A 15,318-nucleotide genomic window follows, 5' to 3' on the forward strand; every position below is an offset into this window, starting at 1 on the left:
TGAGGGAGACCTACACTGGACCCCTGTCACACGTCGTCTGAGCCAGGAAAGGCCTATTTCGTGAGCGACCCGCAGTCCAGCGAGAACACCACCGGAACCGCACGCGTCAAGCGAGGTATGGCCGAGATGCTCAAGGGCGGCGTCATCATGGACGTCGTCACCGCCGAGCAGGCGAAGATCGCCGAGGACGCCGGCGCCGTGGCCGTGATGGCCCTCGAGCGCGTCCCCGCCGACATCCGGGCGCAGGGCGGCGTCGCCCGCATGAGCGACCCCGACCTCATCGACGGCATCATCGAGGCCGTCTCCATCCCCGTGATGGCCAAGGCCCGCATCGGGCACTTCGTCGAGGCGCAGATCCTCCAGGCCCTCGGCGTGGACTACGTCGACGAGTCCGAGGTCCTCACCCCGGCCGACTACGCCAACCACATCGACAAGTTCGGCTTCACCGTGCCGTTCGTCTGTGGCGCCACCAACCTCGGCGAGGCCCTGCGCCGGATCACCGAGGGCGCGGCCATGATCCGTTCCAAGGGTGAGGCCGGCACCGGCGACGTCTCCAACGCCACCACCCACATGCGCCAGATCCGCCAGCAGATCCGCAAGCTCCAGAGCCTGCCGTCCGACGAGCTGTACGTGGCCGCCAAGGAGCTGCAGGCGCCGTACGAGCTGGTCAAGGAGGTCGCCGAGACCGGCAAGCTCCCCGTGGTCCTGTTCACCGCGGGCGGCATCGCCACCCCGGCCGACGCCGCGATGATGATGCAGCTCGGTGCCGAGGGTGTGTTCGTCGGTTCCGGCATCTTCAAGTCCGGCAACCCCTCCGAGCGGGCCAAGGCGATCGTCAAGGCGACGACCTTCCACGACGATCCGGAGATGCTCGCGACCATCTCCCGCGGCCTCGGCGAGGCCATGGTCGGCATCAACGTCGACGACATCCCCGAGCCCCACCGGCTCGCCGAGCGGGGCTGGTGACCCGCCGGTGGCGAAGATCGAGGACATCCTCGAGATCGAGCGGATAGACCGCGACCTCTACCGGGGACCGGCCATCCGCACGCACCTGCAGCGGACCTTCGGCGGCCAGGTCGCCGGTCAGACCCTCGTCGCCGCGGTCCGGACCGTGGACTCCGACAAGCACGTCCACTCCCTGCACGGGTACTTCATCCGGCCGGGCATCCCCGACGTGCCGACCGTCTTCCAGGTCGACCGCCTCCGGGACGGTCGCAGCTTCGCCACCCGCCGTGTCACGGCCATCCAGGAGGGGGAGCCGATCTTCTCCATGTCGGCCTCCTTCCACCTGGTCGACCAGGAGGGCATCGAGCACCAGGACTCGATGCCCCGGGTCGTGGGGCCCGAGGAGATCGACGTCCCGAGAATCGAGGACCTCGACGAGGCCCACCGCGTCTTCGTGGAGGAATGGGCCCAGTGGGACATCCGGATCGTCCCCCGGGACCGCCTGGAGACGAGTTCGGTGCTGGCCTCGCAGCAGCGGGTGTGGTTCCGGAGCGTCGACGCGCTGCCGGACGACCCCAATTTCCACGTGTGCACACTCGCGTACATGTCGGACATGACGTTGTTGGGCTCGGCCAAGGTCCCGCACCCCGACGAGCCCACCCAGGACGCCTCTCTCGACCACGCCATGTGGTTCATGCGCCCCTTCCGGGCCGATGACTGGTTGCTGTACGACCAGACCTCGCCGTCGGCGTTCGGGGGGCGCGCCCTCACCCAGGGGCGGATCTTCGACCGCTCCGGCAGGCTCGTCGCCGCCGTCACCCAGGAGGGACTGTCCCGGCGCCTGCGCCCGGGTGCGCAGCCGTTCCCGGTGAGCACCACCGACGACCCGTCGAAGAAGTGAGCGCGGACGCCCCGACCGTCGGTGTCCTCGCCCTCCAGGGCGATGTCGCCGAACACGTCCGCCACCTCGAGTCCGTCGGCGCGCGGGCCGTGGCCGTCCGCCGGCGCTCCGAACTCGACGGCGTGGACGGACTCATCCTGCCCGGCGGGGAATCCACCGCGATGAGTCGGCTTCTGGACGTCTACGACATGTACGAACCGGTGGCCGAGAGGATCTCCGGCGGCATGCCGGTCTACGGTTCCTGCGCGGGCATGATCCTGCTGGCGTCGGTCGTCCTGGACACCCGGGCGGACGCCACCTGGTTCTCCGCGATCGACATGACCGTCCGTCGGAACGCCTTCGGACGGCAGGTCGACTCGTTCGAGGCCGACCTCGTCGTCGACGCCCTCGGCACCGACCCGGTCAGGACCGTGTTCATCCGCGCCCCCTGGGTCGAGTCGGTGGGCCCGGACGTGGAGGTGCTCGCCCGGGTCCGCGCCTCGGACGGCGACGATCACGTGGTCGCGGTGCGCCAGGGCAACGCCCTGGCGACCTCCTTCCACCCCGAGGTGACCGACGATGTACGCGTCCACGGGTACTTCCTCGACATGGTGCGGCAGGCGACCTCGTAGACTGATCAGTCAGCGACACGTCGCACCGGACCCACCATACGGCGGGCCGGTCTGAGAACCCCCGGAGGGCGGAACATCACATGGCAGGCCATTCCAAGTGGGCCACCACCAAGCACAAGAAGGCCGCGATCGACGCCAAGCGCGGCAAGCTCTTCGCCAAGCTCGTCAAGAACATCGAGGTGGCGGCCCGTACGGGCGGCGGTGACCCAGCCGGCAACCCGACGCTCTACGACGCCATCCAGAAGGCCAAGAAGAACTCGGTCCCGGGCGACAACGTCGAGCGGGCGCGTAGACGTGGCGCCGGTGAGGAGGCGGGCGGCGCCGAGTGGGAGACCATCATGTACGAGGGGTACGGCCCGAACGGCGTGGCCCTGCTCATCGAGTGTCTGACCGACAACCGCAACCGCGCCGCAGGCGAGGTGCGCACGGCGATGACCCGCAACGGCGGCAACCTCGCCGACCCCGGTTCGGTGGCCTACCTGTTCACCCGCAAGGGCGAGATCGTGCTGGACAAGGGCGAGCTCGAGGAGGACGACGTCCTCATGGCCGTACTCGAGGCCGGCGCCGAGGAGGTCAACGACCTCGGTGAGCAGTTCGAGGTGGTCTGCGAACCCACCGATCTCGTCCAGGTGCGCACCGCGCTCCAGGAGGCCGGCATCGACTACGAGTCGGCCGAGTCCGGTTTCCGCGCGTCGGTCGAGGTGACCGTCGACGCCGACGGCGCCGGGAAGGTCTTCAGGCTGATCGACGCGCTCGAGGACTCCGATGACGTCCAGAACGTCTACTCCAACCTCGACGTGCCGGACGACGTGCTGGCGGCCCTGAACGCCTGACGCCCGGACCACTGGTAGGGTCTCGAACGTAGGTTCTACCACTGGTCGGCGAAAGGTCGCTATGCGCGTGATGGGTGTGGACCCGGGGCTGACCCGGTGCGGGCTCGCGCTGATCGAGACCGAACCGGGTCGCGCCGTCACGGCATTGGACGTCGATGTCGTGCGGACAACCGCCCAGGAACCCCTCGAGAGGCGTCTACGGACGGTGCACGCCGTGGCGGACGAGTGGATGGAGATCCATCGACCGGACGTGGTCGCCATCGAGCGGGTGTTCGCCCAGAACCAGGTCTCCACCGCCATGGGCACCGCCCAGGCCGCCGGGGTCGTGGCGCTGGCCGCCGCCTATCGCGACATCCCGGTGGCCTTCCACACGCCCTCCGAGGTCAAGGCGGCCATCACCGGCAGCGGGCGCGCGGACAAGAAGCAGATGACCCTGATGATCACCCGGATCCTCGGCCTGCAGAAGCCCCCCAGCCCGGCGGACGCGGCCGACGCCCTCGCGCTCGCCGTGTGCCACAGCTGGCGGGCGCCCATGCAGGGCCGGGTCGCCGCGCTGGACGGCCACGTCGCGCGGTCCCGGGCCGGGTTCGAGTCGAAGGTGGCGGCGGCACGGGACGCCGCCACGTCGAACGCACACGGTGGTCGCAGCGCGGCCGCCGATCAGGAGCGCGCCCGGGCCGCGGCCCGGGGCATGGCGCGGACGAAGGGAGTGCGCTGGTGATCGCCTCGATCCGGGGGACCGTGGCCGAGATCGGCCTGGACCGCTGCGTTGTGGAGACCGGGGGGGTCGGGGTGCTCGTTCACGCGACCCCCGCGGCGCTCGCCGGTCTCCGACGCGGGGCGGAGGGGATGCTCCACACGGAGCTGGTGGTGCGCGAGGACTCGCTCACCCTGTACGGATTCGACTCGGTGGACGCACGTCAGTTGTTCCTCACCGTGCAGACCGTCTCCGGCGTCGGACCACGACTGGCACTGGCGATCGTCGCGACCCTCGAGCCGGAGGCCCTCGTCCGGGCCCTCGGAACCGGGGACGTCAGGGCGTTGACCCGCGTCCCCGGCGTGGGCAAGCGCACGGCCGAACGCATGGTGCTGGAACTCAAGGACAAGGTCGGTCCCGTGTCTGACGGTGGCTCCGTGGGGATCCAGGTCGACACGACCGGCGGGTCGGCCGCGACCGAGGTCGCAGAGGCACTCGAGGGCCTGGGCTTCTCCTCCGCGGAGGCCGAGAAGACCGCCACCGCGGTGCTCGCGGCCGAGCCGGACCTCGACCCGGCGCAGGCCCTGCGACTGGCCCTCAAGTCACTCGGTAAGCGCTGATGGCGGGACCGTTCGACGCGCCCGGCGACGGGCGTTCCCCCGGCGCCGACGACGGGGCGGGCCACGAGGGCGAGCTGTCCGCGACCGCGACCCCGTTCGACACCGACGTCGAGGGTGCCCTCCGACCTCGCAGCCTGGGCGAGTTCATCGGCCAGGAGACGGTCCGGGAGCAACTGGACCTGGTCCTCACCGCCGCCACCCGCCGTGGGGTCGTACCCGACCATCTGCTCTTCTCCGGGCCGCCCGGGCTGGGCAAGACGAGCCTCGCGATGATCGTCGCGGCGGAACTCGGTGGATCGCTGCGGATCACCTCCGGTCCCGCCCTCGAACGACCCGGCGACCTGGCCGCTATGTTGTCCAACCTCATCGAGGGCGACGTGCTGTTCATCGACGAGATCCACCGCATCGCGCGCCCGGCCGAGGAGATGCTCTATCTCGCGATGGAGGACTTCCGGATCGACATCATGGTGGGCAAGGGGCCGGGTGCCACCTCGATCCCGCTGGAGATCGCCCCGTTCACCCTGGTCGGTGCCACCACGCGGTCCGGTGCGCTGACCGGTCCGCTGCGCGACAGGTTCGGGTTCACCGCGCACATGGACTTCTACACGGACACCGACCTCGCCAGGATCGTCACCCGCGCCGCGGACATCCTCGCCATCCCCGTGGAGCCCGATGCCGCGCTGGAGATCGCCGGCCGGTCGCGGGGCACACCCCGTATCGCCAACCGACTCCTGCGGCGGGTCCGTGACTTCGCCGAGGTCCGGGCCGACGGTCGCATCACCGTGCCCGTCGCCAGGGCCGCCCTCGAGGTGTACGAAGTGGACGAGCTGGGGCTCGATCGTCTCGACCGCGCGGTCCTGAGGGCGCTCCTCGTCCAACACGAGGGCGGGCCCGTCGGACTGAGCACCCTGGCGGTGGCCGTGGGGGAGGAGTCCACCACCCTCGAGGAGGTCTGCGAGCCCTTCCTCGTCCGCGCCGGTCTGCTCGCACGCACCCCGCGCGGGCGGATCGCCACCGCCGCTGCGTGGGATCACCTGGGGCTCACCCGCTCCGACAACGCGGCCGGCCAGCCGATGCTGCCGGTCGAGGTCGACCGGGGCCCCGGCGCGCGCGGCTGAGCCCCGGGCTGGCATCCTCGGACGAGACCGTCCGTAGCCCGGACCCGCCAGCGACCCGGAACCGGCGGGTCCATGTCAGGAGGACCCGAATGGGACTGGAACTGCTGCTGCCGTTGATGATCGTCGTGCTGATCGTGCTGATGGTCCTGCAGAGCACGAAACAACGCAGGGCGATGAAGGACATGCGGGAGATGCAGGCCTCACTGACGGCGGGTGATCGCGTGCTCACCACCTCGGGCCTCCGCGCGACCATCGTCTCCGTGGGCGACGAGACCGTGGAACTGGAGATCGCGGAGGGTGTCCACACCCAGTGGGACCGACGGGTGATCCGCGAGAAGATCGACGCCGGTACGACCCCCGGGGCCGACACCGGGACGGGTGCCACGGATTCCCGGTAGGCCACGACCGGCGAGTAGTGTAATGGGGCCGTCCAGCCGGAGGCCCCAGACGAAGACCGAGAGAGATCACCTGTGTCACCAGCTCGTCCTCGAGGCGCCGACGCCCGCCCCAGACCGTGGGCGCTGCTGTCCGCATTCTTCCTGGTGCTGTTCATCTTCTTCCTCGGCGCCTTCGCCGTCGCCGAGCGAGGCCTGACGCCGAAGCTGGGCATCGACCTCCAGGGCGGTACCCGCGTCACGCTGATCCCCAAGGGGGAGCCCGACGAGGCGGACCTGCGTCTGGCCCAGGACATCATCCGGGACCGGGTCGACGGACTCGGCGTCGCCGGGACCTCGGTCGTCATCGAGGGCAGCAACATCGTCCTGACCGTCCCCGGTGAGGACTCCAGCCAGGCCCGTGACCTCGGCACCACCTCGCAGTTGACGATCCGTCCCGTGCTGCAGGTCCAGCCCGTCGCCGAGGGCGACGTCGAACCCGTGCCCGCCGCCAAGGGGGACCGCGACGCAGTCGCCAGGGAGGTCGAGGAGGCCCGCGAGGTCCGGCAGGGTGACCCCCAGGAGCTCACCCAGAACCTCGCGACGTTCCGCTGTCCGGAACGCGATGTCCTGGCCGGCTTCGACGACCCGTCCCAGGCTCTCATCGCCTGCGGGGAGGGCGCCAAGTACGTCCTCGGCCCGGTCCCGCTGCTGATCGGGGAACCAGAGGACGGCCAGCGGCTCGACGGGCAGCAGATCGTCAAGGACTCCGTCAGTTCGGGATTCAACCAGCAGGCCGCCAAGAACGAGGTGTCCTTCCGGTTCAACGCCGGCCCCGGCGAGCAGGGCAGCGCCACCTGGTCGCGGCTGACCCAGGAGAACCTCCAGCGCCAGATCGCCATCCTCCTCGACGGCGAGGTGATCAGCGCGCCCGTCGTCCAGGGCGTCACGCCCGTCGGCTCGGCGACCTCCATCACCGGCGACTTCAGCATGGACGAGGCGGCCTCCCTCGCCGCGAACCTGCGTTACGGTGCGCTGCCCATCTCGTTCGAGGACCCCAACGTCGACAACGTTCCGGCGTCCCTCGGTCTGGCGTCGCTCGAGGCGGGCCTGCTCGCGGGCGCGATCGGCTTCCTGCTGGTACTCGCGTACTCCGCCTTCTTCTACCGCCTGCTCGGTGTGTTGGCGTTCCTCTCGTTGGCCCTGTCGTTCCTGCTCACCTACATCCTGTTGGTGTTCCTCGGATACACCGTCGACTACAGCCTCGACCTGGCGGGCATCGCGGGCCTCGTCATCGGTATCGGCATGACCGCCGACTCCTACGTCGTGTTCTTCGAGCGCATCAAGGACGAACTGCGAGACGGCCACCGGTTCAGATCCGCGGTGCCGCGGGCCTGGAAGAGCGCCAGCCGCACCATCGTCACCGGCAACATGGTCAGCCTCATCGGAGCCGTCGTGCTCTACCTCCTGGCCAGCGGCGAGGTGCGAGGCTTCGCGTTCACCCTCGGCCTCACCACGATCATGGACGTGTTCGTCGCGTTCACCGTGACCTGGCCGCTCGTCTACCTGGCCTCCACCAAGCCCACCTTCGCCAAGACCGGGGCGAACGGGATGGGACGGATGGAGAACCTGCAGGCCGCCGCCGCCGAGCAGCGTCGCATCGAGCGGAAGACCGAGAGTGATGCCGCACGGGAACCGGACCGCGGCGTCACCGCGACCATCCGCGGCCCGGGCGGCGACACCATCACCGAGCCGCGCACAGAGCATCCCGCCACCGATGAGGAGGAGGGCCGATGAGCACTCCCACCACGACGGCCGAGAGCGCCGCGACGCCCGCCGGCCGGACCGACAGCCTATTCACCCGGCTCTACACCGGCACCGGGGCGTTCGGCATCGTCCCCAACCGGCGCAAGTTCTACCTTCTCACCACCGTGATCGTCGCCATCTGCCTGGCGAGCATCATCTTCCGTGGCTTCAGCTTCGGCATCGACTTCACCGGCGGCACCAAGCTCACCATGCCCGCCGCCGACCACGACAAGAGCCGCGTGGCCGCGGTGGTCGAGGAGTCCGTGGGCGAGGAACCCCAGACGGTCCAGATCGTCGGAGCCGGGGACGCCCGCATCGTCGAGGTGGAGACGCGGTTCCTCACCAGTGATGAGATCCGCGCGGCCAAAAACGCGCTCTACGAGGAGTTCCAGCCGGTCACGGCCGACGGAGACGCCTCGGTGGAGGCTATCGGCGACTCCGCGCGCTCGGAGAGCTGGGGAGGTCAGGTCACCGAGAACGCACTGATCGCCCTCGGCGTCTTCCTCGTCATCGTCTTCGGCTACATCGCCTTCCGCTTCGAATGGCGGATGGCCACCGCAGCGATCGTCGCCCTGCTGTTCGACGTGCTGACCACCGCCGGCGTCTACTCGCTCGTCGGCTTCGAGGTCACCCCCGCCACCGTGATCGGACTCCTGACCATTCTCGGTTTCTCCCTGTACGACACGGTGATCGTGTTCGACAAGGTCGAGGAGAACACCCGGGGCATCAGACACACCGCGAGCCGCACCTACGCCGAAGAGGCGAACCTGGGTGTCAACCAGACCCTCATGCGCTCGATCCACACCACGATCATCGGCGTGCTGCCCTTGCTGGCGCTGGTCGTGATCGCCGTGTGGATTCTCGGTGTGGGCACCCTGATGGACCTGGCGCTCGTGCAGATGGTCGGCATCATCACCGGCACCTTCTCCTCCGTCTTCCTCGCGACACCCCTGCTGGTGTCCCTCAAGAACCGCGATCCAGAGATCCGCCGCCAGACCGCCAAGGTCCTGGCCCGACGCGAGAAGGCCGAGGCCGCCGCATGACCGAACCTGCCCTCACCCCCGTCTCACCGGCGATCAGCTCTGCCGTGGAGCGGCTGATGCGTCGCGTCGAGGACTTCCCGTCCGCGGGGGTCCAGTTCTGTGACCTCACCCCGGTCCTCGCTGACGCCGACGGCTTCGACGCCGTCGTGGCCGGGCTCATCGCCGGACACGAGATCGGCAGCGTGGACTACGTCGCCGGACTCGACGCCCGCGGGTTCCTGCTGGCCGGCGCAGCGGCCGTACGCCTGCACACCGGCATCCTCGCGATCCGCAAAGCCGGCAAGCTCCCGCCCCCGGTGCACTCGCGTTCCTACGAGCTCGAGTACGGCGCCGCCACGTTGGAACTCCCCGCGGACGGGCTCGACCTCAGCGGGAAGCGCGTCCTCGTCGTCGACGACGTCCTCGCCACAGGGGGGACGCTCACCGCAGCGGTCGGTCTACTCGAGGACTGCGGAGCGATCGTCGTGGGGCTGTCCGTGGTGCTCGAGGTCCCCGGCCTCGGGGGGCGGGATAGACTGGCCGCCACACCGCTGACCTGCCTCACGGTCGCGTGACCGCCGGCCGTTCCTGACGGCCCGGAACTGGAGGGAGGAGCCGGAGATGACGCAACGGCAGGACCCCGCCGGGCAGCCGGACGGGGGCGCGCGACCCGGACAGATGGATCAGCAGCAACCCTCGTCACCCCAACCCTCGTCACCCCAACTCTCGTCACCCCAACTCTCGTCACCCCAGCCCTCGACCCAGCCGCTCCCGGTGATCCCGGGCAATCGACCGTCCGCCGGCCGACGGGTGCGCGCGCGGTGGGCTCGCCGCCTCACCTCCGGGCTGACCGTGACCTCCACGCCGGCGGTTCTCGAGCCGCTGGTACGCGTCCACCGCATCCACCACCCCAAGGCCGACGTGGGTCTGCTGGCCCGCGCGTACACCCTCGCCGAGAAGCAACACGAGGGCGTCTACCGCAAGTCCGGCGACCCCTACATCACCCACCCGCTCGCCGTGGCGACCATCTGCGCCGAGATGGGCATGGACACCACCACCCTCGTCGCGGCGCTGCTGCACGACACCGTGGAGGACACCGACTACTCGCTCGCCCGGCTGGAGGCCGATTTCGGCGGCGAGGTCGCCCACCTCGTGGACGGTGTCACCAAGCTGGACAAGGTCGAGTTCGGTGAGGCCGCCGAAGCGGAGACCATCCGCAAGATGATCATCGCCATGGCACACGATCCCCGCGTCCTGGTGATCAAGGTGGCCGACCGCCTGCACAACATGCGGACGATGCGGTTCCTGCCGCCCGAGAAGCAGGTCAAAAAGGCGCGGGAGACCCTCGAGGTGATCGCCCCGCTCGCACACCGGCTGGGTATGGCGACCATCAAGTGGGAGCTCGAGGACCTCGCCTTCGCGATCCTCGAGCCGAAGAAGTACCAGGAGATCGTGCGGCTCGTGGCCGACCGGGCCCCCAGCCGCGACGTCTACCTGGGCACCGTGACCAACCGGGTGCGGACGGACCTCGAGAAGGCCCACATCCAGGCGCGGGTCGAGGGTCGTCCGAAGCACTACTGGTCGATCTATCAGAAGATGATCGTCCGGGGCCGGGAGTTCGACGAGATCCACGACCTCGTGGGCATCCGTGTCCTGTGCGAGGACGTGCGCGACTGCTACGCCGCGATCGGGGTGGTCCACTCGACGTGGAAGCCGATGCCGGGGAGGTTCAAGGACTACATCGCCCAGCCCCGATTCGGCGTGTACCGGTCGTTGCACACCACCGTGATCGGACCCGACGGCAAACCCCTCGAGATCCAGATCCGCACCCACGAGATGCACCGCAACGCGGAGTACGGCATCGCGGCGCACTGGCGCTACAAGGAGACCCGCGGCAAGCACAACGGCGACCCCGCCGAGGTCGACGAGATGGCGTGGATGCGGCAACTGCTCAGCTGGCAGCGCGAGGCCGCCGATCCCGGCGAGTTCCTGGATTCCCTGCGTTTCGAGATGACCAGCAAGGAGATCTTCGTCTTCACCCCCAAGGGAGACGTCATCAACCTTCCGGTCGGTGCCACACCCGTGGACTTCGCCTACGCGGTCCACACCGAGGTCGGCCACCGCTGCATCGGGGCGCGGGTCAACGGCAAACTCGTCGCCCTCGAGCGCCCGCTCGAGAACGGCGAGGTGGTGGAGGTCTTCACCTCCAAGGACCTCAATGCCGGCCCCAGCCTGGACTGGCAGAAGTTCGTGGTCTCCGGCCGTGCCAAGAGCTCGATCCGGCAGTGGTTCGCCAAGGAGCGCCGCGAGGAGGCCCTGGAGCGGGGCAAGGACCTCATCACCCGTGAGGTCCGCCGGGGCGGCGTCCCCGTACACCGCATCTTCTCCAACGAGTCGATCGCCGGGGTGTCCCGCGAGCTCGGATTCGCCGACGTCACCGCTCTCTACACGGCGATCGGGGAGAACCACGTCTCCGCCAAGACCGTGGTCGGCCGCCTCATCGCCGCCCACGGCGGCGTGGACGAGGTCACCGAGGAACTCGCCGACCGGTCCCGTGACAAGACCATGACCCCGCCCCGCCCCACCACCTCCGGGGCCGGCGTACTCGTGGGCGGTGTGGAGGACGTCCACGCCAAGCTCGCCCGTTGCTGCACCCCGGTGCCGGGGGACCAGGTCCTGGGCTTCATCACGCGCGGCGGCTCGGTCAGCGTGCACCGCACCGACTGCACTAACGCCTCCGACCTGCACCGGGAGCCGGAACGACTGGTCAAGGTCGAGTGGGCGCCCCAGCCGGGCGCGGTGTTCCTCGTCGCCATCCAGGTGGAGGCACTCGATCGCCACCGTCTGCTCTCCGACATCACCAAGGTCCTGGCCGACGAGAAGGTCAACATCCTGTCCGCCTCGGTGCAGACCGCGGGCGACGACAGGGTGGCGATCTCCCGGTTCACCTTCGAGATGGCCGACCCCAAACACCTGGGTCACGTCCTCGGTGCGGTCCGCAAGGTCGAAGGCGTCTTCGACGTCTACCGGATGACCTCGAACTGACCGACGCCTCCGCGGCTGACCGACCCTCCGCGGCCAGCGGTCGCGGACCCGGTGGGACGACACCGGCCCCGGCCGGACGACGCGGACCCGGTGGGACGACACCGGCCCCGGCCGGGAGGCCGGGGCCGGGAGGCCGGGGCCGGGAGGCCGGGGCCGGTGCTCACGGCCGGGTGCTACGGGTTCACGCCTCGGGCAGACCCTCCTGGGCGCCGACCGTGACCTTCTCGATGACCACCGGTCGGCGCGGTGCCTCGTAGTCCGGATCGCTCTGGTCGTCGCTCTTCGTCCCGGCCTCGGCGATCTCGTCGAGGACCTCCAGACCGGACTCGCCGATCGTGCCCATCACGGAGTACTCGGGGGGCAGCATGGAGTCCTCGTACACGAGGAAGAACTGACTCCCGGCGCTGTTCGGGGCCTGCGACTTGGCCATGGCGACCGTGCCGCGCGGGTAGACCGACATCCCCGAACCGTCCTCGGCCACGGGGAGGTCGGTGGGCGGCTCGTCCACGATCGAGTACCCGGGGCCCGAGAGCCCGGTCCCCGTCGGGTCACCACACTGCAGGACGGAGAGCTGCGAACCCTCCCCGCCCTGCGTCAGTCGATGGCACTCGGTGTCGTCGAAGTACTCCTGCTCGGCGAGGTGCACGAAGCTCGCGACGTTGCAGGGGGCGCCGTCACGGTCGAGCGTCAGGGGGATCTCACCGCTACCGGTGGTCACGACGATCTCGGCCGTCCCTCTCCGGGGCTGGTCCCCGGTCGGGGGGTCCATCTCGCGCTTGGACTCCTCGATCTCGTCGACCTGCTCGTTGAAACGACGCGCCTCGGCGACGATCTCGGGCCCCTGGTCCTCGAACTCCGCCGGGTCGACCTTCTCCATGGGACTGGTGTCCTGCGGGTACTCGCAGGTCACCCAGTCGGCGGCGTACTGCTCGGCGCGGGATTGTTCCGCCTTGTTCCAGACCACGACGCCCACGATGCCGAGGAGGACCACCACCACGACCGAGGCACCGGCGATCTTCAGCTGCTTCTCGCGGCGCGCCTGCGCCTCCATCTGCTCACGCAGACGTTGGCGCGCCTCGGCTCGGCGTTCCTGGTTGGTGGACACTGACCCTCCTGGGGACCTGGACTAGGCTGGGACTCCACGGGCGGACCCGTACGGCGGGGCTCCGTGAAGAGCCCCACGCGGCGGTCCAGCCCAGGGTCCTTGTCTACCAGGTCGGGTAGTGACGGCCGAACGCCACTCCGGTGTCGGGCGCCGTTGCCCGGCACCGGGCGCCGAACGGCGCCGACAGTGTCGAGAAAGGGAGTACGGGACGTGCAGATCGTCGGTTTCCCCGCCGGGATGTTCCAGACCAACTGCTACATCGTGGCGGACGACGCAGGCGACTGTGTGGTCGTCGACCCGGGGCAGGACGCGGAGGAGCAGGTCCGCCGTCAGATCTCCGAGGCCGGGCTCCGGCCCCGCGCGGTGCTGCTCACGCACGGGCACCTCGACCACATCTGGAACGCGCGGCAGGTGGCGGATCACTACGGGGTCCCCGCCTACATCCACCCCGAGGACCGCGAGATGCTCTCCGACCCGGGCAAGGGGCTCTCGCTCGACCTGTCGGCGATGCTCAAGGGCGTCACCTTCACGGAGCCGGCCGAGGTCATCGAGGTGTTCGACGGCGACACCCTCACCCTCGGCTCGATGACCTTCGACGTGGACCACGTCCCGGGTCACAGCCCCGGCTCGGTCTCGTTCCGGATCACCGTGCAGACCGAGGACGGACCCCGGCTGGTCGTACTCGGTGGGGACGTACTGTTCCAGGACGGTGTGGGACGCACCGATCTGCCGGCGGGGGACACCGAGGTGCTCATGCAGTCCATCGCCAAGAAGTTCCTCGTCCTGGACGACGACGCCGTGGTGTTGCCCGGGCACGGGCCGTCCACGACCATCGGTCGTGAGCGTCGGTCGAATCCGTTCCTGCGCGACCTCTAAACCCACCACCCCACCCGCCCCTCGAGATCCAAGGACGCCTCACCAGTGACCGGCAACGCCAAGAAGACCGCGCTCAAGGCACCCAAGGGTGTTCCCGACTACGTGCCTCCGGCCTCCGCCGGGTTCGTGACGGTCCGGGACGCCATCACCACCGCCGCCCGTCGCGCCGGGTACGGGCACATCGAGTTGCCGATCTTCGAGGACACGGCGTTGTTCGCGCGCGGCGTGGGGGAGTCGACGGATGTGGTGTCCAAGGAGATGTACACGTTCTCCGACAGGGGCGGCCGGAGCGTCACACTGCGCCCCGAGGGCACGGCCGGGGTCATGCGCGCGGTGATCGAGCACGGGCTGGACCGGGGCCAGCTCCCGGTCAAGCTCTGCTACGCGGGGCCCTTCTTCCGGTACGAGCGCCCCCAGGCCGGCCGGTACCGCCAGCTCCAGCAGGTGGGCATCGAGGCGATCGGCGTCGACGACCCGGCCCTGGACGCCGAGGTGATCGCCGTGGCGGACGAGGCGTTCCGCTCCCTCGGACTCACCGGGTTCCGCCTGGAGCTCACCTCACTCGGGGACGAGACGTGCCGCCCCGACTACCGGGAACGGCTCCAGGACTTCCTCACCGGGCTGGACCTCGACGAGGCGACGCGAGAACGCGCTCGGGTCAATCCGCTGCGTGTCCTGGACGACAAGCGCCCCGAGGTGCGTGCCCAGCTCGAGGGCGCTCCTCTGATGATCGATCACCTGTCGGACGCGAGCGCCGAGCACTTCGCGACCGTTCGGGCGCACCTGGACGCGCTGGGCGTCGCGTACGAGGTCAATCCCCGCATGGTGCGGGGCCTGGACTACTACACCAAGACGACCTTCGAGTTCGTGCACGACGGCCTCGGCGCCCAGTCCGGGATCGGTGGCGGTGGCCGCTACGACGGCCTGATGGAACAGCTCGGCGGCCAGGCGCTGTCCGGCATCGGGTTCGGAATCGGTGTGGACCGCACAGTGTTGGCACTGCAGGCCGAGGGGATCGACCCGGCGGCCGAGGGGCGCGTCGACGTGTACGCGGTGGCTCTCGGCGCGCAGGCCAAGGCGACTCTGGTTCCCGTCCTCGCCGAGTTCCGCCGCAGCGGGCTCCGCGCGGACATGGCGTACGGGGACCGCGGCATGAAAGGCGCCTTCAAGGCCGCGGACCGCTCCGGAGCGGCGGTCACCGTCGTCGTCGGGGAGAACGAGCTCGCCACCTCCACGGCCGTCGTCAAGACGATGGCCACCGGCGAGCAGGAGCCGGTGCCGCTGGAGGGTCTCGTCGACCACGTCAGCAGGGCCGTCGCCCGGTGACCCCGGCGGTCCGGCCGCACTGACCGACCGGGGCCCCGC

The 15,318-nt window shown here is 69.7% G+C and carries 15 protein-coding genes; 14 read left to right on the top strand and 1 reads right to left on the bottom strand.

The window, feature by feature from the left end:
• Positions 1–60: 60 nt before the first annotated feature.
• The 12 genes from pdxS (at position 61) to AC3DEV_RS06140 (ending at position 11,972) form a co-directional block, all read left to right on the top strand.
• The gene (gene pdxS, locus AC3DEV_RS06085; RefSeq protein WP_120283374.1) at positions 61–966 is read left to right on the top strand and encodes a pyridoxal 5'-phosphate synthase lyase subunit PdxS; all 906 of its coding nucleotides are present in this window, start codon (positions 61–63) and stop codon (positions 964–966) included.
• Positions 967–973: 7 nt separating this feature from the next.
• The gene (locus AC3DEV_RS06090) at positions 974–1,846 is read left to right on the top strand and encodes an acyl-CoA thioesterase (protein ID WP_260487623.1); all 873 of its coding nucleotides are present in this window, start codon (positions 974–976) and stop codon (positions 1,844–1,846) included.
• Positions 1,843–2,457 carry a pyridoxal 5'-phosphate synthase glutaminase subunit PdxT gene (pdxT, locus tag AC3DEV_RS06095; protein ID WP_488371569.1) on the top strand — a complete coding sequence of 205 codons (615 nt, stop codon included), beginning with the start codon at positions 1,843–1,845 and terminating at the stop codon, positions 2,455–2,457. The genes AC3DEV_RS06090 and pdxT overlap by 4 nt, the downstream gene beginning before the upstream one ends.
• An 80-nt stretch (positions 2,458–2,537) precedes the next feature.
• Entirely contained in the window at positions 2,538–3,290 is a 753-nt protein-coding gene (locus tag AC3DEV_RS06100; protein WP_488371570.1) for a YebC/PmpR family DNA-binding transcriptional regulator, read from the top strand.
• A 61-nt stretch (positions 3,291–3,351) separates the two neighbouring features.
• A complete protein-coding gene (locus AC3DEV_RS06105) occupies positions 3,352–4,011 on the top strand; it encodes a crossover junction endodeoxyribonuclease RuvC (protein WP_488371571.1) in 660 nt (219 codons plus the stop codon).
• The gene (gene ruvA / locus AC3DEV_RS06110) at positions 4,008–4,607 is read left to right on the top strand and encodes a Holliday junction branch migration protein RuvA (protein WP_488371572.1); all 600 of its coding nucleotides are present in this window, start codon (positions 4,008–4,010) and stop codon (positions 4,605–4,607) included. The genes AC3DEV_RS06105 and ruvA overlap by 4 nt, the downstream gene beginning before the upstream one ends.
• Complete coding sequence (gene ruvB, locus AC3DEV_RS06115) at positions 4,607–5,725, top strand: Holliday junction branch migration DNA helicase RuvB (protein WP_488371573.1); 1,119 nt, start codon at positions 4,607–4,609, stop codon at positions 5,723–5,725. The genes ruvA and ruvB overlap by 1 nt, the downstream gene beginning before the upstream one ends.
• Before the next feature lie 89 nt (positions 5,726–5,814).
• The gene (gene yajC / locus AC3DEV_RS06120) at positions 5,815–6,123 is read left to right on the top strand and encodes a preprotein translocase subunit YajC (RefSeq protein WP_256819424.1); all 309 of its coding nucleotides are present in this window, start codon (positions 5,815–5,817) and stop codon (positions 6,121–6,123) included.
• A gap of 72 nt (positions 6,124–6,195) precedes the next feature.
• Positions 6,196–7,896, top strand: a complete 1,701-nt coding sequence (gene secD, locus AC3DEV_RS06125) for a protein translocase subunit SecD (protein WP_488371574.1) — start codon at positions 6,196–6,198, stop codon at positions 7,894–7,896.
• Positions 7,893–8,948: a protein translocase subunit SecF gene (secF, locus tag AC3DEV_RS06130; RefSeq protein ID WP_488371575.1), complete on the top strand. Its 1,056-nt coding sequence runs from the start codon at positions 7,893–7,895 to the stop codon at positions 8,946–8,948. Before secD ends, secF begins: the two co-directional genes overlap by 4 nt.
• The gene (locus tag AC3DEV_RS06135; protein ID WP_163375819.1) at positions 8,945–9,502 is read left to right on the top strand and encodes an adenine phosphoribosyltransferase; all 558 of its coding nucleotides are present in this window, start codon (positions 8,945–8,947) and stop codon (positions 9,500–9,502) included. The genes secF and AC3DEV_RS06135 overlap by 4 nt, the downstream gene beginning before the upstream one ends.
• Positions 9,503–9,548: 46 nt before the next feature.
• On the top strand, positions 9,549–11,972 hold the full coding sequence (locus AC3DEV_RS06140; RefSeq protein WP_488371576.1) for a RelA/SpoT family protein: 2,424 nt from the start codon (positions 9,549–9,551) through the stop codon (positions 11,970–11,972).
• A gap of 181 nt (positions 11,973–12,153) precedes the next feature.
• On the opposite strand, the gene AC3DEV_RS06145 is transcribed toward AC3DEV_RS06140, so the two are convergent.
• The gene (locus tag AC3DEV_RS06145) at positions 12,154–13,077 is read right to left on the bottom strand and encodes a peptidylprolyl isomerase (RefSeq protein WP_488371577.1); all 924 of its coding nucleotides are present in this window, start codon (positions 13,075–13,077) and stop codon (positions 12,154–12,156) included.
• Positions 13,078–13,287: 210 nt separating this feature from the next.
• On the opposite strand from AC3DEV_RS06145, the gene AC3DEV_RS06150 reads away from it, so the two are divergent.
• Both AC3DEV_RS06150 and hisS read left to right on the top strand, forming a co-directional pair.
• Positions 13,288–13,953, top strand: coding sequence for an MBL fold metallo-hydrolase (locus AC3DEV_RS06150; protein WP_096905410.1), 666 nt, complete (start codon positions 13,288–13,290; stop codon positions 13,951–13,953).
• 45 nt (positions 13,954–13,998) lie between these two features.
• On the top strand, positions 13,999–15,279 hold the full coding sequence (gene hisS / locus AC3DEV_RS06155) for a histidine--tRNA ligase (RefSeq protein WP_163375817.1): 1,281 nt from the start codon (positions 13,999–14,001) through the stop codon (positions 15,277–15,279).
• Positions 15,280–15,318 lie beyond the last annotated feature (39 nt).

The organism is Dietzia sp. IBK-p2-15D (assembly GCF_057773105.1).